This window comes from Candidatus Cloacimonadota bacterium (assembly GCA_012516855.1).
Taxonomy (GTDB): domain Bacteria; phylum Cloacimonadota; class Cloacimonadia; order Cloacimonadales; family Cloacimonadaceae; genus Syntrophosphaera.
In genome coordinates, this window is record JAAYWB010000012.1 from 1 (window position 1) to 19,996 (window position 19,996).

The 19,996-nt window shown below is 53.4% G+C and carries 16 protein-coding genes and 1 pseudogene; 13 read left to right on the plus strand and 4 right to left on the minus strand.

What is annotated here, in order from left to right:
* From GX466_00795 to nadC, 3 genes and pseudogenes are all read right to left on the minus strand, one after another.
* Positions 1-374 (minus strand): annotated as a pseudogene (locus GX466_00795) (hypothetical protein).
* A 349-nt stretch (positions 375-723) separates the two neighbouring features.
* Positions 724-1,437 (minus strand): hypothetical protein, encoded by a 714-nt coding sequence (locus GX466_00800; protein NLH92751.1) that lies wholly within the window; start codon positions 1,435-1,437, stop codon positions 724-726.
* A gap of 2 nt (positions 1,438-1,439) precedes the next feature.
* A complete protein-coding gene (gene nadC, locus GX466_00805; protein NLH92752.1) occupies positions 1,440-2,261 on the minus strand; it encodes a carboxylating nicotinate-nucleotide diphosphorylase in 822 nt (273 codons plus the stop codon).
* A 245-nt stretch (positions 2,262-2,506) separates the two neighbouring features.
* On the opposite strand from nadC, the gene GX466_00810 reads away from it, so the two are divergent.
* Positions 2,507-3,529, plus strand: coding sequence for a hypothetical protein (locus tag GX466_00810; protein NLH92753.1), 1,023 nt, complete (start codon positions 2,507-2,509; stop codon positions 3,527-3,529).
* Positions 3,530-3,785: 256 nt separating this feature from the next.
* On the opposite strand, the gene GX466_00815 is transcribed toward GX466_00810, so the two are convergent.
* A complete protein-coding gene (locus tag GX466_00815) occupies positions 3,786-5,924 on the minus strand; it encodes a T9SS type A sorting domain-containing protein (GenBank protein ID NLH92754.1) in 2,139 nt (712 codons plus the stop codon).
* 384 nt (positions 5,925-6,308) lie between these two features.
* On the opposite strand from GX466_00815, the gene GX466_00820 reads away from it, so the two are divergent.
* From GX466_00820 to panB, 12 genes are all read left to right on the plus strand, one after another.
* Positions 6,309-7,979, plus strand: a complete 1,671-nt coding sequence (locus GX466_00820; protein ID NLH92755.1) for a formate--tetrahydrofolate ligase — start codon at positions 6,309-6,311, stop codon at positions 7,977-7,979.
* 138 nt (positions 7,980-8,117) lie between these two features.
* Positions 8,118-9,011, plus strand: coding sequence for a hypothetical protein (locus GX466_00825; GenBank protein NLH92756.1), 894 nt, complete (start codon positions 8,118-8,120; stop codon positions 9,009-9,011).
* Between the two features lie 190 nt (positions 9,012-9,201).
* A complete protein-coding gene (locus GX466_00830) occupies positions 9,202-9,981 on the plus strand; it encodes a triose-phosphate isomerase (protein ID NLH92757.1) in 780 nt (259 codons plus the stop codon).
* 2 nt (positions 9,982-9,983) lie between these two features.
* Positions 9,984-11,252: a serine--tRNA ligase gene (serS, locus tag GX466_00835; GenBank protein NLH92758.1), complete on the plus strand. Its 1,269-nt coding sequence runs from the start codon at positions 9,984-9,986 to the stop codon at positions 11,250-11,252.
* 32 nt (positions 11,253-11,284) lie between these two features.
* Positions 11,285-12,448 (plus strand): hypothetical protein, encoded by a 1,164-nt coding sequence (locus GX466_00840; GenBank protein ID NLH92759.1) that lies wholly within the window; start codon positions 11,285-11,287, stop codon positions 12,446-12,448.
* 13 nt (positions 12,449-12,461) lie between these two features.
* Positions 12,462-13,745, plus strand: coding sequence for an O-antigen ligase family protein (locus GX466_00845; GenBank protein NLH92760.1), 1,284 nt, complete (start codon positions 12,462-12,464; stop codon positions 13,743-13,745).
* Positions 13,742-14,512, plus strand: a complete 771-nt coding sequence (gene mazG / locus GX466_00850) for a nucleoside triphosphate pyrophosphohydrolase (protein NLH92761.1) — start codon at positions 13,742-13,744, stop codon at positions 14,510-14,512. Before GX466_00845 ends, mazG begins: the two co-directional genes overlap by 4 nt.
* Positions 14,513-14,549: 37 nt before the next feature.
* Positions 14,550-16,001 carry a HAMP domain-containing histidine kinase gene (locus GX466_00855; protein NLH92762.1) on the plus strand — a complete coding sequence of 484 codons (1,452 nt, stop codon included), beginning with the start codon at positions 14,550-14,552 and terminating at the stop codon, positions 15,999-16,001.
* A gap of 8 nt (positions 16,002-16,009) precedes the next feature.
* Positions 16,010-17,539 (plus strand): NAD(P)H-hydrate dehydratase, encoded by a 1,530-nt coding sequence (locus tag GX466_00860; GenBank protein ID NLH92763.1) that lies wholly within the window; start codon positions 16,010-16,012, stop codon positions 17,537-17,539.
* Positions 17,540-17,544: 5 nt separating this feature from the next.
* Complete coding sequence (locus GX466_00865) at positions 17,545-18,228, plus strand: molybdopterin-dependent oxidoreductase (GenBank protein NLH92764.1); 684 nt, start codon at positions 17,545-17,547, stop codon at positions 18,226-18,228.
* Between the two features lie 94 nt (positions 18,229-18,322).
* The gene (locus tag GX466_00870; GenBank protein ID NLH92765.1) at positions 18,323-18,826 is read left to right on the plus strand and encodes a hypothetical protein; all 504 of its coding nucleotides are present in this window, start codon (positions 18,323-18,325) and stop codon (positions 18,824-18,826) included.
* Positions 18,827-19,162: 336 nt separating this feature from the next.
* Positions 19,163-19,987, plus strand: a complete 825-nt coding sequence (gene panB, locus GX466_00875) for a 3-methyl-2-oxobutanoate hydroxymethyltransferase (GenBank protein ID NLH92766.1) — start codon at positions 19,163-19,165, stop codon at positions 19,985-19,987.
* The last annotated feature ends 9 nt before the right edge of the window (positions 19,988-19,996 follow it).

Below are 19,996 nucleotides of genomic sequence, written 5' to 3' on the forward strand. Positions count from 1 at the left end.
ATGTTCGAAGTGCCGTCCCAGACGAAGGGAGTCGAGAAGGTGTGGGTGTTCCAGCCAACCACGGGCATGAACTCTGCCTGCGTGTACACGGTCTGATAGTCCCCAACCTCAAATGTGGTGCTAAGGCTGGTCTGGGTGGTGTGTTTCAGACGAATTGCGTAGTTCGGCATCGGGGAACAGGTATTCAGATTGGCCACGTTGAAGGCCACTGAATTGATGTTGCCCGCTCCACCGCCCGCGTCCTCGATTTCCGTGGCCAGTAGCAGAAACTGCTGGCGGAAACTCTTGTACCAAGTTCCATAGGGGGCCGGAACACCGGTCTCGGTGTTGGTTGAGGTCCCAGTACCAATGGTAACGTTGACTTGGGCATAGACATTGCTGAACATGCCGATCACAAAAATCAGCAGCAGCGTGAAAAGAAGGGGTTTTTTCATAGGATATCTCCTTTTCCCATTTTTATATTCTCGGGTTAATACTCAAAGTGCGCCGGACGGCAGAGCCCTGAAAGAAAAGGATGCCCCGTCCGTGCCTGATATTGACATTTATGTATTGTATATCATCGGTTCTCAATCGAACCTCCCAAATTTTCTAACACTCTATGAACGCCCACCTTCGGAGCTTGAAAAATCTAATCCTGTCATTCTGCTTTTCTGTCAAGCAATAAATTGCCAATCCCATTAAAGAATTGCTGGCCAAACAGGTTACGGCCTGCATTAGAGGGGGTTAGAGGTCCTTAAATTCCTCCATCAGGATGCGCCCGCAGCTTTCGCAGAAATTCACCTTGTTGCGCAGCTGCAGCTCGATGCGGATCTGGGGACGAATCACATAACCGCAACCGCCGCAGGCACCGTTGCGAGCATAGACCACGGCGCAGTTGCCCTTGTTCTTTATCATGTTGGCATATTGGCGCACGAGGTTTTGGGGCAGGGTCTTGGCCAGCAGGGTGCGTTCAGCGCGGAGCTTGTCGATCTCGGCATCAAGGGATTCAATTTTCTTGCGCAGGTCGCCCTCGCGGTCGCGTTTGGTCTTTTCCGCGGCTTCGAGGTCTTGCTTGTCCTGCTCCACCTTCTGTTTGGCGGCATTCTCCTCATCCATCAATTCGAGTTGCTGGCTTTCCAGTTCCGAAATCTTGTCTTTCAGATAGGCGATCTCGCTGTTCAGGGCCTTGTATTCCTTGTTGGTCTTGATCTCGGTGAGTTGGGTGGTGTATTTTTGGATGGTGCTCTGGTTTTGTTTGATGTCGCCTTCCAAGGCGCGTTGTTTCTTTTCTGTCTCGGCAAGTTCGGCCTGGCTGTTCAGCAGGTTCGCGGCGGACTGGTCCACGCGCTCGATGATATCGTTAAGTTCTTTGGGCAGTTGCTGCTGCAGCAGCCTCAGGGCACCGATCTGGTCGTCCAGTTTTTGCATTTTGGCCAGGGTGCGCAGTTGTTCTTCCATCGTCACTCCTTGAATAAAAGACTGATGTCCAGCGACTGGTAGGAATGCGTCAAAGCGCCGCTGGAGATATAATGTATGCCCGTCAGGGCAAGTTTGGCAATGTTGGCAAGGGTAACTCCGCCCGATACTTCCAGCTCCACCTTTTTTCCGAAGCGGCGCACGCAGGCGCGGATCTGGGTGAGGTTCATGTTGTCCAGCATCACCCTGTCCACTCCGGCGCAGACCGCCTCTTCGAGTTCCTGGATGTTGGTTACCTCCACCTCGATCTTGTGGGCGGTATTGTGTTTTTTCACCCGGTTGACAGCTTCGGTGATGCCTCCGCAGGCGCGGATGTGGTTTTCCTTTAGCAACACCATGTCATAGAGGCCGAAGCGGTGATTGAAGCCACCTCCCACCCTCACGGCATATTTTTCCAAACCGCGCAAAAGTGGTGTGGTTTTACGGGTGTCAAGCAAACGCACAGAAGTGCCCTCAAGCTCGCGAACCATGGAGCGGGTAAGGGTGGCGATGCCGCTCATCCTCTGGAGAAAATTCAGCGCGGTGCGCTCGCCCTGAAGGATGCTGGCGGGATTTCCCTCCACGCGCATGATCTCGGAGCCTGGCGTCACCTCGTCGCCGTCCCGGCTGTACAGCGTGATCTTGAGGCTTTTGTCCACCGTGAGGAAAACCTCCCGGGCGATATCGAGCCCGGCCAGCACACCTTTGGCTTTGGCGATCATGAAGGCCTTTTCAGGAACGGGCTCCAGTTCCAGATAGGCAGTGCTGATATCTCCGCTGCCGATGTCCTCGGCCAAGGCCAGGCGAATGATTTCACTACTGTTCATGCTGCCTCCGGGATAAAAAAATAGCATCTGGGCGTGCAGATGCTATTTTATTGAAATTGTTGATAGTCAGATCACATATCTCTTTGTATCGGGTACACATACGATTTTAAAACCTCTTCTTAGGTTCATTCAATCTCAAGGCTCCATCTTGTCAAGAAGTATGTTGAAAAGATGTATGTTGCGCGCTTGCTGCGCCGGCGCCGCAAATAGGTTGACGGAAAGATGCGCTTGCGTAAAGTGGTTTTATGTTACAAAGACCCTATCATCGCCTGGGCCTGCTGCTGATCGCCCTGCTGGCCTCAGCCTGTGCCGGAACGCGGGGAAACGTTTATCCCCTGGATGAGGCTTATCTGCGTTCCGAGCGGATGTTTGCGCGCCTTCAGGAGATCATGGACCTCAATCCCGCCCTTGTGCGGCTGAACATCATCGGCTTCAGCAGTAGTGAAAACCTGCCTATCTACTGTCTGGACATCGGCCGTCCCCACGCCACAAGCAACGTCCTGCTGATCGGCCAGCATCACGGCGATGAGGTGCTGGGCCTGGAAGTCGTGCTGGACTGGGCGGAAAAACTGGCCTCCAAAAGCCGTGAGGATAAAAAGACAGACGCCATCCTCGACTTTTACCGCTTCTGGATCGTGCCCACCCTCAATCCTGAAGGGCACCGCGTGGTCTCAGCCGGCCTCAGCTCCAGCAAACGCAAAAACAACCGCGACACCAACGCCAACGGCAAACTGGACCTCCACGAAGACGGAGTTGACCTCAACCGCAATTACCCGGTTTTCTGGGAAGCTTTCGACTCCCCGCCTCCCCACCACCAGAACTATAAGGGGCCTGAGCCCGCCTCGGAAAAGGAAATCCTGGCTATTATCCAACTGGCCCAGAAACAGAGCTTCGACTACGCGATTTTCTACCACAGCTCACCCTCCGGCGCCCTCAGCGAAAAGATATTCCTGCCCGCCCTCGACCGGGAAAATGCCAGGCAAGTGAAAGCCTATGAGGAACTTGAGGATTTCGCCCGTGCCTATGCCAGACTGCTTCCCAAGGATTACCTGCGCGGCAGATACGAGGTCAGTCCTGCCCCGGGAACCCGCATGGGAACAGCCCGCAACTACTTTTTCCACATGCACGGCACAAAGGCCTTTCTTGTGGAGATAGGCGGCGCAAACACTTCAGGGATCAGTATAATCCATCCAGGCAAAGCAATCCGCGACAAGATCGTGGCCAAACACCTAAAGGCGCTTACCAAGGTTTTTTACGCCATGCTTTGAAACCATGTAGCCTGGCGTCCAGCGAAATTAGTGAGCATGGGCGGCAGGATATTTTGGAGTTATTATTCTTTGCTGGCGTCGATGCCTGTTCCTCTCTCGATGCCAGCATATTGCCTGGCGATGCCGACCGGCCGTTAAGGCCCTGACCTGTGTTCCAGGTGTGCCTCCCGCATAATTCCCGCACTTGATGCGAGTATTTTACGGGAGGCTTGAGAGAGGGATGGATTAGGGCGCTCAGGACGTGACCGGCAGGACCTTAGGGATTGGGCTGTAACTTCAGCAATAGCATTTTGCGGCTGACGCTCGTTCCTCCTGCGCTGAGGCGGTAAAAATAGACTCCGCTGGCCACCGGGGCACCGTTCGCGTCGGTTCCGTCCCAGTCCTCGATGTGTATCCCTGTTCCCAACTCTTTGTCCAGCAGGGTGGTCACCAGCCTTCCGCGGAGGTCGAAGATTTCCAGCCGGGCCTGGCCGGGCTGCCGCAGCTCAAAACTGATGCTGGTGCTGGGATTGAAGGGATTGGGCCAATTCTGCGCCAGAATCGCCGGAGCGGGCATCTGGCCGGGATCGTCGGCTTCCGAATCATCAATGATCACCAGCTCCATAAACATTACCTCGCCACCGTCGGGATCAGGATGGTAGGGCGGGTCCAAAACATTCGCGCCCCAGGTGAAATCGTTGTAGAACATCAAGCCCAGTTTCCCCATTTTTCCTCCACCACTATAGCCCGTGAACAGCATCTGGTCAGCGGGATAGACCCACATCGGCTTGATATTCGCCATTTCGGGAATCTCCACGTTGTTGAGCACGATCGGGTCGAACCAATAGTAGCCATCACAGCCCGAATAGGCTATATAGATTTCAGGTGTGTGTTCCCAAGCCTCATAGCCCGGGGTTTGGTAAGCGAACCATGAACGGGCGCGGTTTGAATCCTGCCAGACCACAGCCAACTGGCCCTGGGGGTTGGCGCGGGTGACCTTGATGTTGTTGTAGTAATACATCATGCTGCCTTCATGGGCGGTCTGGTCCCAGTGGGGGAAAGGCCAGTCCTGGTTGATGAGGGGATAATAGCTTTCGTTCACCGGATCGTAGATGAATTCATCCACCTCGCCGAAAGGATATTCCCTGTCCCAGGGTGTGTAACAGGCATTGAAGATATCGAGGGGACTTTTTTTGGGAAAGATGTCGTTGATAACGAAATTGCCGCCACCAGGGTTGAAAACTGCTTCCTTCACGAACTGGAGGAGAGAGTAAAACCCGCCATCCGCGTTGGCCAGGCCCCAAAGACCCACGATGTGCAGCCTGCCGCTTCTGTCCAGGGTGGCGTTTAGATGGCCGGAGTTCATCAGTTCCCAGTGAAGTTCGTCATCCGTGTAGGGAACGCCTTCGTCATCGGAGAAATAGTCGCCTGGATTCCAGGTGGAAATCCGGCTGCTGAAGCTGTGGCGCGTCCAGTCTCCCTCCCCAAAAAAGCCGCAGACGAAGATGTCGATATCATTCTCAACCTCATCGCCGTCGTGATATCCGGCCAGGATGACATTGCCGGCGGGGTCCGCCTCCAGGGCCAGATGGGTCCTGCGCGGCTCGGCTTCCAGCGCCCAGGCGTTGAGTTCCGGAACGCTGGTGTACTGCCAGCTTAGGGGGGTCTCCATTTCGATATCATCGGCCGTGAAATCCGCCATGGCCAGATAGACGTTACAGTTCTGCCGTCCCAGCAGATAAAGCCTGCGCGCATTCGTCACCGGGGAGGGACCGATAGCCAGGCTGGGCCAGAAGAAAACGTTGTCTGTGGTCACAGTCCCGTCCGGAGCGGTGATGGTGATGGGGTTGTCGATGACGATCTGGGGAGGGTTGAACAAACCGGCAATGCCGGCTATGAAAGCATCTGAGGCGAGCACGATCTCGGCTTCCGGGTCCGAGTCCACAAACTGGGTCCAGGCGTAGAAAGGCTTTCCGCTAACGGGGTCCACCACCATTGCCGGCATGCCGTGCGCGCCGCTGCTCTGGGTTTCGATCCGGGCAGCGTTGACCATGTTTCCATCGTAGCCGAGATAGCCGTAATAGGGCATGCGTTCGCCGCCGGGTGTGCCACGCCCTGTCCAGGTGAGGAAATAACCGCCGCCAGCGCTGGAGGGGATGAGGTTAAGGGGCAGGTTGTTGAAGCTGCCGATCATGTAGTCGTAGTAGCTATGTATGATCGAGGTGGGAAGTTTGCTAAAGATCCAGGATGGCGTGGTCTTTTGGTCTGACGAAGCTTTTTCCGGTGAAGGCGTTGACATCAGCTCCACCGGGCGCGAAAATGATTCGGGAAGGGCCTTCGGCACATCCGCTTCTGCCCCCAGGCATGCAGCAGCCAGCCACAGACAGGCCAGCGCGAAAGCAAAGCTCTTGCTCATCTTTTTAGCTCCTTTACTCTTTTTACCCTCACGTACAAAAAGCTATGGTTTCAACTCCTTGTCAAGTTTTATTTTGCCTCACAGATCCCTGTCTTTTGGACAGAGTATTTTCAACCGGTTCTTTCTGCCCATATCCATATTACATCGACTGATGATTCGTCGCTCTCCAGACTATCCGAAACATGGTCAACTTGTAGTAGATAAAGCCAAATAGCTGTCTCCAAAGTATGGCTTTGCAGAGAAGAAACTGATTTTTATTGTTCAGGAGACATAAAGATTTCGGAGAATTGTGCCAGATCGGGAAATTCAAACGGTCGGTCAAGAGGGTTTGCCTGTCCCGGAAACGTGGCTAACTTATCTAAAAAACAGGGAAGGAGACACAGAATGCCCACTGATCTAGAAATCGCAAGAAAGATAAAGTTGCAGCCGATTGATGCCATCGCGGCTGGAATCGGCCTGGCGCCGGAGGATTTGGAACATTACGGTGAGTACAAGGCCAAGGTGCGCTATTCCGCTTTGGAGAGGATCAAAGACAATAAGCCCGGGAAACTTATCCTGGTTTCGGCCATCACCCCCACCCCCGCGGGAGAAGGGAAAACCACCGTTGCCATCGGTCTTTCCCAGGCGCTGAACCTGAGCGGCAAAAGCTCGATAGTGGCCATCCGTGAACCTTCTCTGGGACCGGTTTTCGGCATCAAGGGAGGCGCGGCTGGCGGCGGTTGGAGCCAGGTTTTGCCGATGGAGGACATCAACCTGCATTTCACGGGCGATTTTCACGCCATCACCACCGCAAACAACACCCTCGCGGCGCTGGTGGACAACTATATCTATTTTAACAACGAGCTCAACCTCGATCCCCGGCGCATCACCTGGAAAAGAGTGCTGGACGTGAATGACCGCATGCTGCGCAAAATCGTGATCGGACTGGGAGGCAGCAAACAAGGTTTTCCGCGGGAAGACGGTTTTGACATCACCCCCGCCAGCGAAATCATGGCCATTCTTTGCCTGTCAAACAACATGGAGGAATTGAAGGAAAAGATCGGCAACATCACTGTCGGCTTCACCTTTGACGGTGAGCCGGTGCACGTGAATCAGCTTGGTTACGAGGGCGCGATCGCCGCCCTGCTGAAAGACGCGTTGCAGCCAAATCTGGTGCAGACCACAGAAAACACGCCTGCCTTCGTTCACGGAGGTCCATTTGCCAACATCGCCCAGGGCGCCAATTCCATCATCGCCACCAAAGCCGCGCTGCGCCTTTCGGAGTACGTTATAACGGAAGCGGGTTTCGGCTTCGACCTGGGCGCGGAGAAGTTTTTCGATCTGGTGTGCCCCTATGGCAAACTCTGCACGGATGCCGTGGTGCTGGTAGCCACGATTCGGGCTCTCAAGCTTCACGGCGGCAAGAGATTAAAGGATATCAACGAACCTGATCCCAAAGCCGTGGAAGCCGGACTGGAAAACCTAGCCAAGCATCTGGAGAACATCGACAAATTCGGCATGAAGTCAATCGTGGCCATCAACCGCTTTCCAAACGATACAGACGAGGAAATCGGACTGGTGAGCGATTTTGTTGCCTCCAAAGGCTTTGAGTCATCCGTTGTGAATTACCACGCAGAGGGCGGGAAAGGCGGCTTGGAGCTGGCAGAGCAGGTGATCGGCATGGTGGACAATGAGATATGCCACTATCACGGCCTTTACGACTGGGACAGCCCGGTGAAGGATAAGATATTCACCATCGCCAGCCAGATCTATGGCGCACAGAATGTTGACTATACCATGGAAGCAAAAGCCGATTTGAAAAGAATCAACAAATACGGTTACGACAAGCTGCCAATCTGCATCGCCAAAACCCAGAAATCGCTTTCCGACAACCCTGAACTGATCGGACGCCCCAAGGATTTTTTGGTGACCGTCCGCAGGATAGTGATTTCCAGTGGCGCCGGCTTTCTGGTGCCGATCACAGGTGAAATCATGCGCATGCCGGGACTGCCGAAACATCCGGCTGCCGAAACCATTGACGTGGAAGAAGATGGGGATATCAGAGGTCTGTTTTGACCTCAACCGCGAGTAGAAGGCATGCAGGTAAAAACCCACAGGACAGCATATAGCCAAAGCGAAATTTAGGTTGACAACTATTGGCGAGTAAAAAACAATGTTCGGCAACACATTGTTAGTTTCTACGAGGTTACTATAATGATTTTCAGAGGCAAAAAGTGGATGGGATTTGGCAGGCTGACAATCCGCTTGGCCATCTTGATTGTAATGCTGACGGGTAGCATGGGTTTTTTGGTGGCGGAATCATCGTTGCCAAGCATGGTGCGTTACAGAAGCACGCTGAATTTCGAGCATGAATATCCGCAGGCCTGGCTCAGATTGGACCGGAGCAATACCGAGGCGGCCCGTTCCGAACTGCTGCCCGCGGGCGCTGACAGCCTTTCGCTGGCTAGGTCGCACACAAACTTCGTCCTCAACCAGATCGACAGCCTGGTGATCAAGGCCGCGTTCATGGAAAGTAGCGGCGAAGAAGATACTGGGCTGGTTATGATAAACTTTGGCCCAGTAATAGACAGATTCGATGCCGACGCCATGAACCTTCTGGAGAAAAGGTTCCAAACCATGCTGTTGCCGCCTGGCGCGCTGGTCAAGACGCTGGAAACCAGCTATGTGAGGCAGGGGCTGAAAAGAATGCTGGTCCTCACGGCGAGCGTCACCAATCCCGGCCAGCCGGGAGTTTGGAGCTATTATTCCCTAACGGTGAACGGAGAGGGCCGTAGCTTCACTTTCACGCTGCGCGGCAAGGAGACCACTATCCAGCGTCTGCAGCCTGTCCTGTCAGAAATGACCGGCAGCTTGGTCGATAATTTCAATGTGACCAGGAGCATAAGCCGTATCCCTCGCTGGTCCGAGATTGTGCTGATCCTGCTATTTTCCCTGCTGATCAGCGGCCTGATCATCCGTTTGCGTGATCAAGTAATAGTCGCCTCCAGACACAAACGCCGTGGCATCACTTTCTTTCAATTGTTCCTGATCGTGGCAGCGGTTTTGGTGGGGGTTTCACATTTGCTAACATCTTGCCAGGCAGGTTGATACAAAGACAGATAGAGTACGTAAGGTTCTTGATGTCTACTCCGGCCTTACTTTCCGGAGCGGCATTTTGCAAGCTTGGTTTTTCCCGTCTTCCTGTGCCATTGTCACGGCGTTGACACAATTTCCTTGACGAATCCGGGCATTTCTTTCCAAGTGATTTTTCAATGATAACAAGATAGGTGGTTTAAACATGCGCAAGATCATCATCGCGGGCAACTGGAAGATGAACAAGGACGTTTCCGAAACGGAGCATTTCTGCCGGGAATTGGCCTCATACCTGAAGGAGCATGACGCGGAGCGGGTTTTGCCTCTGGTCGCGCCGGTCCATACTTTTCTGGCGCAGGCCCGGAATATCCTGCGGAACCTTCCTGCGGCCATTGCCGCCCAGGATGTCAGCAGTCACAATGAAGGCGCTTACACCGGTGAGGTTTCAGCGGCACAACTGAGTTCACTGGGCATAACTCACTGCATCATCGGCCATTCCGAAAGGCGCCAGTACCATGCTGAAACGGATGCCCTGATCCGCGAAAAGCTGCTTCGGCTACGGGAAAACGGGATCACCCCGATCGTGTGCATCGGCGAAACCCTGGAGCAGCGCGAGCAAGGCGAAACGAAGCAGGTGATCCTGAAGCAGTTGGAAGGCTGCTTTGAGCAAATCGACATGCCCGCGGGCAAGGAAACCGTGATAGCCTATGAGCCTGTGTGGGCGATCGGCACAGGAAAAACCGCCAGCGCCGAGCAAGCCCAGGAAGTTCACGCCCTGATCCGCGCCTGGCTGCAAAACCGCTATGGGCTAGAGACCGCGCAAAATATCCACATCCTCTACGGCGGTAGCGTGAAACCCGCAAACCTCCGGGAACTGCTGCGTCAGGAAGACATCGACGGAGGCCTGATCGGCGGCGCGTCTTTACAAGTTGAATCCTTTCAAGCCATGATCGGCATCGCCGTTGAGGTAAGCCAAGGATACTAAACATGTTGGATATAAAGTTTATTCGCGCCAATCCGGAATTGGTCCGGAACGCGATCCGCAATAAAAATGAAAAGGCGGACCTGGATGCCCTGCTGGAAGCAGATGAGTTGCGGCGCAAACTGCAGTTCGACTTTGACCAGCTTAAAGCCAGGCAAAACCAGGTTTCCCAGACCATCGCCCAAAAGAAGAAGGCCAAAGAAGACGCAACAGATTTACTGCAGGAGATGAGCGTGGTGGCGGATGAAATCAAGACCCTGAACACTGCCCTGAACGAAGCCAACGCCCGGCTGGAAAACCTGCTGTTGCAAGTCCCCAATGTTCCTCATCCCTCTGTGCCGGTGGGTTCCGACGAATCCGCAAATCAGATAGTCAGGGAATGGGGCAGCAAACCCTGTTTCGACTTTGAGCCCCTTGACCACCTGGAAATCGCTGAACGGAACCGGCTTTTAGACCTTCCCCGGGGCGCCAAGCTCAGCGGGTCCGGCTTTCCGGTTTACACTGGCAGGGGCGCCGCGCTGGAACGGACTTTAATCAATTTCATGCTTGACTTTCACATACGGGAACACGGTTACACCGAGGTGTCCGTGCCGGTTTTGGTGAACCGCAAAACTATGACCGGAACCGGGCAACTTCCAAAATTGGAAGATGATATGTACCGGGTGGACCTGGATGACCTGTTTCTGATTCCCACAGCGGAAGTGCCGGTGACAAACCTTCACGCGGACGAGGTGCTCCGGCAGGACCAACTGCCTCTGAAATATGTGTCTTACACGCCCTGTTTCCGGCGCGAAGCAGGCTCCTACGGCAAGGACACACGCGGCCTGCAGAGGCTGCACCAGTTCAACAAAGTGGAAATGGTGCGCCTGGTGGAGCCGGAGAGTTCCTATAATGCTTTGGAAGAGATGCTTCTGGATGCCGAGCGCATCCTTCAGGCGCTGGGTTTGCATTACCGCGTGGTACAGCTCTGCACCGGCGATCTGAGCTTCGCCTCCGCGAAAACCTATGACCTCGAGGTCTGGGCACCGGGAGTGGGCAAATATCTGGAAGTCTCCTCAGTGAGCAATTTTGATGATTTTCAGGCCCGTCGCGCCAATATCCGCTACCGGGACAAAGACGGAAAACCGCGCTTCCTGCATACTTTGAACGGATCGGGGCTGGCAACGCCGCGGCTGTTCATCGCGCTGCTGGAAAACTATCAAAATGCCACGGGAGGGGTGGACTTGCCAACTCCCCTGACGGGATATCTGGCCCAGTTCGGTGGCGCCAGTTGAGATAAGGGTTGGATTGAACTAGGATGGAAGCCATGGACAAAAAAGAGTTCGACTTCTTTGAACTGTTGAGAATAGTGATAAAAAACCGCAGGTTCATCATCATCTTTGTGGCTGTGGTGAGCATTGGGGCTGTGATTTACAGCCTGCTGACTCCACAAGTCTGGGAATCCAGCGCCAGTTTTTATGTGGTGGGAGACCAGGCCAGCGCGTTGCCTTTCAACATTGAAGGTTTGAGTGGGCTCACCTCCAAGCTTTTGGGTTCCGACAACGCGCAAAATGCCATCAACTCCGTTTCTGCGATGCGCTCCAGAGGTTTTTCCGAAGATGTGATCCGCCGCTTCCACCTTATCGAGTATTACAAGATAACCGAAAAGGATTCGCTGAAGGCGATGGACTTGGCCCTGAAAAAACTGCGCAAAAAGACCATGAGCATCGACTACAGCACCGATACGGGGCTGGTGAGCGTAAGCGCGGAAACCAAGAGGAAAAAGCTTTCGCGCGACATGGTGGACTACTATCTGCAGAAATTGGAAATCTACAACAAGGAGCAGAAACTCACCAAGGGCAAGATGAACCGCGAGTTTCTGGAAGGCCGGGTGCGCGAAACAGAAGCGGAAATCGATTCCCTGCTTTACGCGGTGAAGGATTTCCAGACCAAACACAACGCCATCGATATCGAAACTCAAACGGAATCGCTGATCTCATCATATTCCGATGTGATCGCAGCCAAGATGCAGACGGACATCGAGCTGGAACTGGCGAGGAAAAACTATGCGCCGGACTCACCGATTGTAGCTGAATTGAAATCCCGCAGCGATGCTTTGGGCCGGCAGATCAGGGATCTGGAAGCCGGAAGCGGAGCGCTTAAGCCACGATATTTGATCGATATAGACAGCCTGCCAAGCCTCGGCACCCAATTTGCCCAACTGAAAATGAACCTGGAAATCCAGTTAAAAGTCTTTGAATTCCTCTATCCTCAGTTCGAGGCAGCCCGGTTGGAAGAGCTGCGTGACATGCCCACATTGGACATTCTGGACACTCCGCGAGAAGCTGGGATGCGGGTTCGTCCCAAGCGGGCAATGCTCTGCCTGATTGCTTTCGGGCTGGCTTTGGTGGCAGCGGTGATCCTCACGTTGATCAAAAACGTCTTTGACCAAAACAAAGAGCGGCTGCAGGAGATCAAAAAAGAGCTCTGACAGGGCTTTCACAATGATCCTGAAGCATCTGGCCCCCGGTCTTGCGTATCTTGGCACCGCTACTTTGGTGCTGGCAGCCGCGGCAGCCGCGCAGGGGATGGAACTTCCGCAGTTCGGTTTCATTGGCGCGTTTTTGAGCGCCTGGCTGCTAACCGTGCTGCTGTTTGGTGTTAGCATGCGCAACAGCCTGCTGTTTTCGACTCTGTTTTTCATCAAACCGCTGCCCACAGCCTTTGTTTGTGTGCTGTTTATCCTGCTGTTCACACTGCTGCTGGAATTCCAACGCGGAAAGCTGAAGCAGCTCATTATCCCTTATCCCGTGATACTGGCAGTGCTGATGGGCACTGCTATTTACGGAATCGCCAGAGCCCGGAGTGATTGGTACGCATATCTTTATTTCCTGTCCACTGCAGTATTGCCGGCTATCGCCATGCTGATCGCGGCCAATAGCAGCGCCCGGAAGACGGATTACATGCTGTGGCTGAAGGCGATAGCGCTGATCGGGACCTTTCTGGCGGTGATAGGTGTGCCGATGGCCATCCTCAATCCGGGTGAACGCTGCGGATCGCTTTGGATCACGGCTATGACCATCAACGGTTTTTACCTTCTGGCCTTCTTCTTCAGCATCGCCCTGGGAGTGAAGGCCGGTAAGACGTCGGAACGCTATCTATGGTATGTTTGCGCTCTGTTGGTACTGCTGGGCATGCTCTACACCTACACGCGCGTCACTCTGGTGGCTGTGTTTGCCGGGTTCTTTTTGCTGATGCTTAAAATGAAGCGGATGCGGCTGTTTGGGATGGGTCTTGTATTGCTGGTGCCACTAATCATTCCGTCTTCAATGGTAAGCCGGATCGAACTGGGACTGACTTTCGACTATTCGATCTTCATCCGCTTTCTGGCTTGGTATTACTCACTACAGCAAATCGCAAGCCATCCCTGGTTCGGAATTGGAATTGACGTCTGGAAAGACTGGTACGCCGGCGCCGTACCGATGGACATGCTCTACGCTGAACATTCCCACAACCTGCCGCTCAAGATCTGGCTGGAACTGGGTGTATTTGGTTTCATAAGTTACTTTTACGTGATCGTGGCGGTTTTACGCAAGTATTATTTGAGGGTGGTGAAACCGGACGCGGGCAACTTCCACCGCATTGTACTGATTGGTGTCATAGCCCTGCTGATCGCCTGCCTTACCGATATCTTCATTCAGCAATACTCGGTGGCGCTGGCCTTTTGGATCACGCTAAGCTTGATGTACATGCTCTCCCGCGCCAGGGGTATAAACGAGGAACAATGAAAGAATTTCAAGATTTGGTGGATATCATCGCGCAGCTGCGCGAACCTCTGTCCGGCTGTCCCTGGGACATCAAACAAACCTCTCAAAGCCTGGTGCCAAACTTCATCGAGGAGTTATACGAAGCTGTGGAGGCAATCGAGGATGGAGACGAGACAGGCTTGATGGAAGAGCTGGGCGACTTGATGCTGCACATAGTTTTTCAGGCCCAAATAGCGACTGAGGAACAGCGGTTCGACATCACCGACGTGCTGCGTGCCATAAATGACAAGCTGGTGCGGCGGCATCCACATGTGTTTGGGCAGCTTGAGGTTAACGATGCGGACAACGTAAAGATGAACTGGGAACGCTTGAAGAAAAGTGAAAAGAAAGACCGCAAGAGCGTTTTGGAAGGAATTCCCAGAGCGCTGCCAGCGCTCATCCACGCCCAGCGTTCACAGGAAAAGGCGGCTTCGGTTGGTTTCGACTGGCCGAATCTGAAACCCGTATTGGCAAAGCTGGATGAGGAGCGCAAGGAACTGGACGAAGCTCTGTCCAGCGAGGATCATCTACAGATCAAGGAAGAATTGGGAGACATGCTGTTTACGCTGGTGAACCTCGCTCGCAAGCTGCATATCGATGCCGAGAGCGCTTTGAAGGAAACTTCCCGGAAATTCCACAAACGTTTCAACTTCATTGAAGAGCACTACCGGAAAAACGGAGACGACATCCATGAGGCAAACCTTGAAGAACTCGACCTCCTCTGGGATATCGCGAAAGAAGACAGATAATTTCAAGGCCCTGCGCCTCTATCTGATCATGGGGCTGCTGCTGATTTTCGCGGCTTTTGCCGTGTATGCCCAGATCCTGATCAAAAACGCCAAACGCGAACAAGAATATGTACCCCGCATTTTTGCCCAGTACATCGCTTACACAGACAGCTATTTGAGGCAATCCGAGAAATACACCCAGATGCTGGCAGAGATCACTTCCAAACGCTTTGAACTGCTGCAAGAGGTCGATTTCCAGGAAGCCATCAGCGATTATATGTTCCTGGATTTCCCCGGCAAAAATCCCATCCCGGTGATCATCACCGACGCCGATACCATTCCCCAGTATTGGAACCAGGTGCAGGTCTCTTCCGATACAAGCTACGAGGACCTTAGCGAAGCTGACAGGTTGCTGCTTAGACAGGAAATGGAGCGCATGAACCGCAGCGAACTGATCGAAGGCGGCAAAGTGATCAACTATGTTTATATCGCGCGGCCTGTGTCACTTCAGGATTTCATCAAGGGGATCGACTATTCGGTGGTTGTAACTGACCGTGAGAAAAGGCCACTCTACTGGCGCAATGTGGACATAGCTGAAGATCTAAGCTGGGATCAGACGCCGGTCGAAGCCCGGAAACTACTAAGAGATAAAATGTCCGGGATGACCGAGGTGCCGCTTGCCCAAGCCTCTGAACAGTTGGGATATATCTATTTCACAACGCCCAAATCATTGTCCCGTATCGGCTCCCTGGTGATCCTGGAACTGCTTCTGCTCATATTGATCCTGGCTTTTGGAGCCTATGGGCTGATTCTGCTGCACCGCACGGAGAAGGATACCCTCTGGATCGGACTGGCTAAGGAAACCTCACATCAGTTCGCCACTCCGATAACATCGCTACTGGGCTGGCTGGAACGCCTGCGCAGCACACCTCCCGGCACAATGAGCCAGAAAGAATACGATAAGGTTCTGGACCAGATGACCACGGACCTCAACCTGCTGAGCTACAATGCCAACCGTTTTGGCAAGGTGGGCTCGCAGACCAATCTCAAGCCGGTGGAACTCCACGCTTTGCTTGAAGAAAGCGTTTCCTATTTTCAGGCCCGTATGCCCCATTTGGCCTCCCGCATCGACATCCATCTGATTTCCAAGATCCAAGGTGTGCAGGTGATGCTGGACAAAGACCTGTTCAAATGGGCTTTGGAAAACCTGATCAAAAACTGCGTAGATGCCATGTCCCAAAAAGGCGGAAACATCTTTATAACTGCTACCCAGAATAAAAAGCACATTTACGTGCATATTCGCGATGAGGGCAAGGGCATTGCCCACTCTCAGTGGAAAAAAATCTTCGAACCCGGCGTGACCACCAAAACCCGAGGTTGGGGTCTGGGACTCAGCCTGGCCAAACGCATCATCGAAGAATATCATAAAGGTCACATCCGTGTGCTGGAAAGCACTCTGAATGAAGGCACAACCTTCGAAATCAAACTTGTAAAAGAACTTTACAAATAGGAGTTAATATGCGCCCGCTGCTTAGTTCCACCCAGATGAAAGACTTGGACAATCGCGCCATCAAAGACTTTGGCCTTCCTTCCCGGTTGTTGATGGAAACAGCTGGCAAAGCCTGCGCCGAAATCATTGCCAACCACTATCCAAAGCAACTGACCGGTCCTGTCTGCGTTTTCTGCGGCAGCGGCAACAACGGCGGTGACGGATTTGTAATCGCCCGCTGGCTGGCAAACTGGGGCTGCGAGGTTAATATCATCTGTGTCGGCAAAGGCAGTTCCAGCCCTGAAACCACAGACAATCTGGAGCTCTGCCGAAAACTCGGCATACCCATCATCGAGGTCAGCTCTTCCAAAAACCTGTCTCTTGTCCAGAGTTTCCTGGAAAACTCATCTATTGTGGTAGATGCCATATTCGGTATCGGTTTCAAAGGAGATCTGAAACCCTGGCTGGATGAACTTTTCGAGCTCATCAACTCCTACTCGCCTTTAACTGTCTCTGTGGACATCCCCTCTGGGCTAAACGCTGATACGGGCTTCGGACTGAATCCCATCTATGCAGAGGGCACCATCACCATGGACAGTATGAAGATCGGCCACGTCACCGGCATTGGCAGGGAAGCCTGCGGCGAGATTCACGTTGTGGATATCGGCATCCCTTCTTACATGCATGAAAACCTGGAAACAGTCTTGCTCTTCCAAGAGGAGGATTTTCGCCCGCCTCTGAGATTGGCGAACAGGCACAAGAACGATTATGGCAGAGTTTTCGTTTTTGGAGGCATCCCGGGGTTCACTGGAGCCGCGGCGATGGCTGCCCATGCCGCTCTGCGCGCGGGCTGCGGTTATGCCTATGTGGTTCATCGCAAGGAACTGGCAGCCGTTTACGCGCTCAAACTAACGGAAGCCATGTCCCGAACGATTCCTGAAAGTCCAAAAACCGGATGTCCGGACACCAAAGCGCTGCTGCGGCTTGTGGAAGGGGCTTCCGCCGTGTTGATCGGCCCCGGGCTGGGGCAAGACGATTTTGCCCTCCAATTGCTAAAGATCATGCTCAGGGACCTAAAAGCCCCGCTGGTGGTTGACGCAGACGCGATAACCCTAATTTCCGAAAACCCGGCTTTATACAAGTACCTTTCCAAACCAAACGTGTTGCTAACCCCGCATTGGGGCGAATTTGCCCGGTTGGCCAAGATCGGCAAAGACGAGATATTGCAAGACTGCCTTGGTGTCCTGCGGGCTTTTGTGAAAGAACGTTCCGCGCGCGTGTTGCTGAAAAGTCATTACAGCGTCTATCACGACTCTGATCAGACCCTGGTAAACATTTCCGGCAACGACGGACTGGCCACCGGAGGCAGCGGCGACGTTCTGGCCGGAATCATCTGTTCGTTCCTTGCCCAAAATGAAAGCATTCCCTCCGCTGCGATCAAGGCTTCATTTCTGCTGGGTAAAACAGCCGAAACCCTGGCCAAAACACGCGGCACGCCCTCAATTCTGCCCACGGATATCATCGCCAGCCTGTTTCTTAAACACAATGAGATAATATGACCCGCATGGCGTTGCCATCCCTGGTTTTAAGCCTGTTATTCTTCACCCAGGCCTGCACCGGAAAAACTGATAAAACAACGCAAGGAGACACCTTGAAAACATTAGCCAACATCAACACCCCCGTCTTTTGGGCGGAAGGCCATCCCGGCAAACTGGACCGGGAAAACTGGGTGATCACGGTCACCGGGTCTTGTGACAAACCTCGCTCCTTCTCTTGGGAAGAGCTGAACGCCCTGCCCCAGACAGAAGTTGACGGCCGCCTGACCAGCGTTACCCGCTGGTCTTCAAGAGGTCTGTGGAAGGGCGTCGCGCTTTCCACCCTGCTGGATGAGGTGGGCGCCAAACCAAGCTGCAAATTCGTCCGCTTTTGGTCGGTGGGTGAAGTTTACGACACCTCCATTCCCATAAACATAACCCGCTTGGAAAAATCCCTGCTCGCCCACAGCTTTAACCGCCAGTATCTGGATGAAAATTATGGTGGACCGGTGCGGGCTTTCATTCCCTATCTCTGGGGCTACAAATCCGCCAAATCGGTTGTGAAGGTGGAATTGATGGAATACTACGTACCCGGATTTTGGGAACAGCGCGGATACACCGATAGCGGGGAAATCGAGGCCGGACCTTGCCGTGACATGAACGAAGGCGGGGCAATCAAACAAATCCCCGGTCCCGGAGAAGTAACGTTCTGACCGGCAAGCGTTTTGCCCACCATTCTGAATGGTGCTGACACTCTGATGAATACTATAGTGTATAGCTAAAAGATTCAACTCATAGGAAGCGATAATGCGAAAACACATCAACATCCACTTTCCCCTGCTGTTAACGCTGGTCTTCTTATCGGTTATGGGCATGCTTGCCGCTCAGGGCAGCACGGACGAGTACGAACTGGTTAACACCTTCGTACTGCCCAAGATAGCTGTGCCCATTGGCGAGATCACTTTGGAAAACGAGGTCTGGCTAAAGGATGGAACGCCTTTTACGGGAATCGCCTATGAGCGCTTTGAAAATGGTAACCTATCCCGTGTGATGAGTCTGTTACGCGGTCTGCAGCAGGGTCCCATGTATCTCTGGTATCCTGACGGCGCTCCTCAGATGAGTGCCAACTACCGCCAGGGCCGGCTTAACGGACGTTTTCTGGGTTGGTACCGGCACGGAGGCGTGATTTACGACATGGTCATCAACCAAGGTGGCTTTGCCGGAGATTACCTCAGCCGTGAGGACAGCCAGGAAAGCGACGATTTCTTCGAGCCTGAGGGCGACGCCAACGAATCCGGTGACGGGAATTGAGTTCGGACAATAGAAGCAGCGGCTTGAAGCGTAGTTTCAGCATGTTTAATTCCTTTTGGCGCAAGAAACAAGTTGTCTGAAGCAGAAAAAGGTTGACGCGGTTCTGCCTTGGGGAATTGTGGCTCAGATCTTCAATGGAACTCAAACCAACTTCCTGCTGCGAGTTTCCGAACGTTGCGGTGAAGATATAGGTTGGATTGAGTTCTGTCTTTTTGTATTTTTCTCAATTCCCCGGCACCATTCTGCAGAAATATTGGAAAACAGGAAGCTGTACCTGCCGATTTGGGAAACATTGATAATACATCCCGGAGTCAGTAGCCGGGCAAGGACAGATATATGAAAAAGAGCAGTCTTAAAAACGTGCATTCGTTCCTTGAACTAAAAGAGGCGAGCACCAAGATCACAATGGTAACGGCCTACGATTATTCGATGGCGCGTTGCGCGGCGGCCAGTGAGATCGACATCATACTGGTTGGCGACAGCCTGGGAATGGTGGTTCTGGGCTATGAAAACACGCTGAAGGTAACTATGGACGACATGGTCAGCCACACCGCCGCAGTGCGCCGGGGAGCGCCGCAATCCTTTGTGATCGCGGACCTTCCCTACATGAGCTACCATTTGGGATTGGACGACACCAAGGCCAACGCTGCCGCCCTGATCATTGAAGGCGGCGCGGATGCCGTGAAGCTGGAAGGGGGTTCGGAAGAGCGGTTGGAAGCCATAGCTGCCATCCTGGAATGCGAAATCCCCGTCTGTGCCCACATTGGCCTAACTCCGCAAAGCGTGCGCCGCTTCGGAGGTTTCAGGGTGCAGGGCAAATCCCCCGAAGCCCATGAAACCTTGCTGCGCCAGGCCCTGGCCCTGGAAAAGGCAGGCGTCTTCATGCTGGTGCTGGAAGGCATCCCTGAAGGCTTGGGCAAAGAAATATCCAAAAACGTATCCATCCCCACCATTGGCATTGGCGCGGGACGTTACACCGACGGCCAGGTGCTTGTTTATCACGACCTGCTGGGCCATTCTGACCTGCAGCCAAAGTTTGTTCGATCCTATGCCAGCCTGGACGAGACCATCACTTCAGCCCTGAATAAGTATTGCGCCGAGGTGCGTTCCGGCGCCTTCCCCGGCGAGGAAAACGTTTACTACCCAATTTCAGAATCATAAGGACTAAAA

Excerpts from the sequence above, each read along its gene's own strand:
- GX466_00820 (NLH92755.1), top strand. The coding sequence starts at position 6,309 with ATGCCCACTGATCTAGAAATCGCAAGAAAGATAAAGTTGCAGCCGATT.
- GX466_00865 (NLH92764.1), top strand. The coding sequence starts at position 17,545 with ATGGCGTTGCCATCCCTGGTTTTAAGCCTGTTATTCTTCACCCAGGCC.
- GX466_00840 (NLH92759.1), top strand. The coding sequence starts at position 11,285 with ATGGACAAAAAAGAGTTCGACTTCTTTGAACTGTTGAGAATAGTGATA.
- serS (NLH92758.1), top strand. The coding sequence starts at position 9,984 with ATGTTGGATATAAAGTTTATTCGCGCCAATCCGGAATTGGTCCGGAAC.
- GX466_00825 (NLH92756.1), top strand. The coding sequence starts at position 8,118 with ATGATTTTCAGAGGCAAAAAGTGGATGGGATTTGGCAGGCTGACAATC.
- GX466_00830 (NLH92757.1), top strand. The coding sequence starts at position 9,202 with ATGCGCAAGATCATCATCGCGGGCAACTGGAAGATGAACAAGGACGTT.
- GX466_00860 (NLH92763.1), top strand. The coding sequence starts at position 16,010 with ATGCGCCCGCTGCTTAGTTCCACCCAGATGAAAGACTTGGACAATCGC.
- GX466_00845 (NLH92760.1), top strand. The coding sequence starts at position 12,462 with ATGATCCTGAAGCATCTGGCCCCCGGTCTTGCGTATCTTGGCACCGCT.
- nadC (NLH92752.1), bottom strand. The coding sequence starts at position 2,261 with ATGAACAGTAGTGAAATCATTCGCCTGGCCTTGGCCGAGGACATCGGC.
- mazG (NLH92761.1), top strand. The coding sequence starts at position 13,742 with ATGAAAGAATTTCAAGATTTGGTGGATATCATCGCGCAGCTGCGCGAA.
- GX466_00815 (NLH92754.1), bottom strand. The coding sequence starts at position 5,924 with ATGAGCAAGAGCTTTGCTTTCGCGCTGGCCTGTCTGTGGCTGGCTGCT.
- GX466_00800 (NLH92751.1), bottom strand. The coding sequence starts at position 1,437 with ATGGAAGAACAACTGCGCACCCTGGCCAAAATGCAAAAACTGGACGAC.
- GX466_00870 (NLH92765.1), top strand. The coding sequence starts at position 18,323 with ATGCGAAAACACATCAACATCCACTTTCCCCTGCTGTTAACGCTGGTC.
- panB (NLH92766.1), top strand. The coding sequence starts at position 19,163 with ATGAAAAAGAGCAGTCTTAAAAACGTGCATTCGTTCCTTGAACTAAAA.
- GX466_00810 (NLH92753.1), top strand. The coding sequence starts at position 2,507 with ATGTTACAAAGACCCTATCATCGCCTGGGCCTGCTGCTGATCGCCCTG.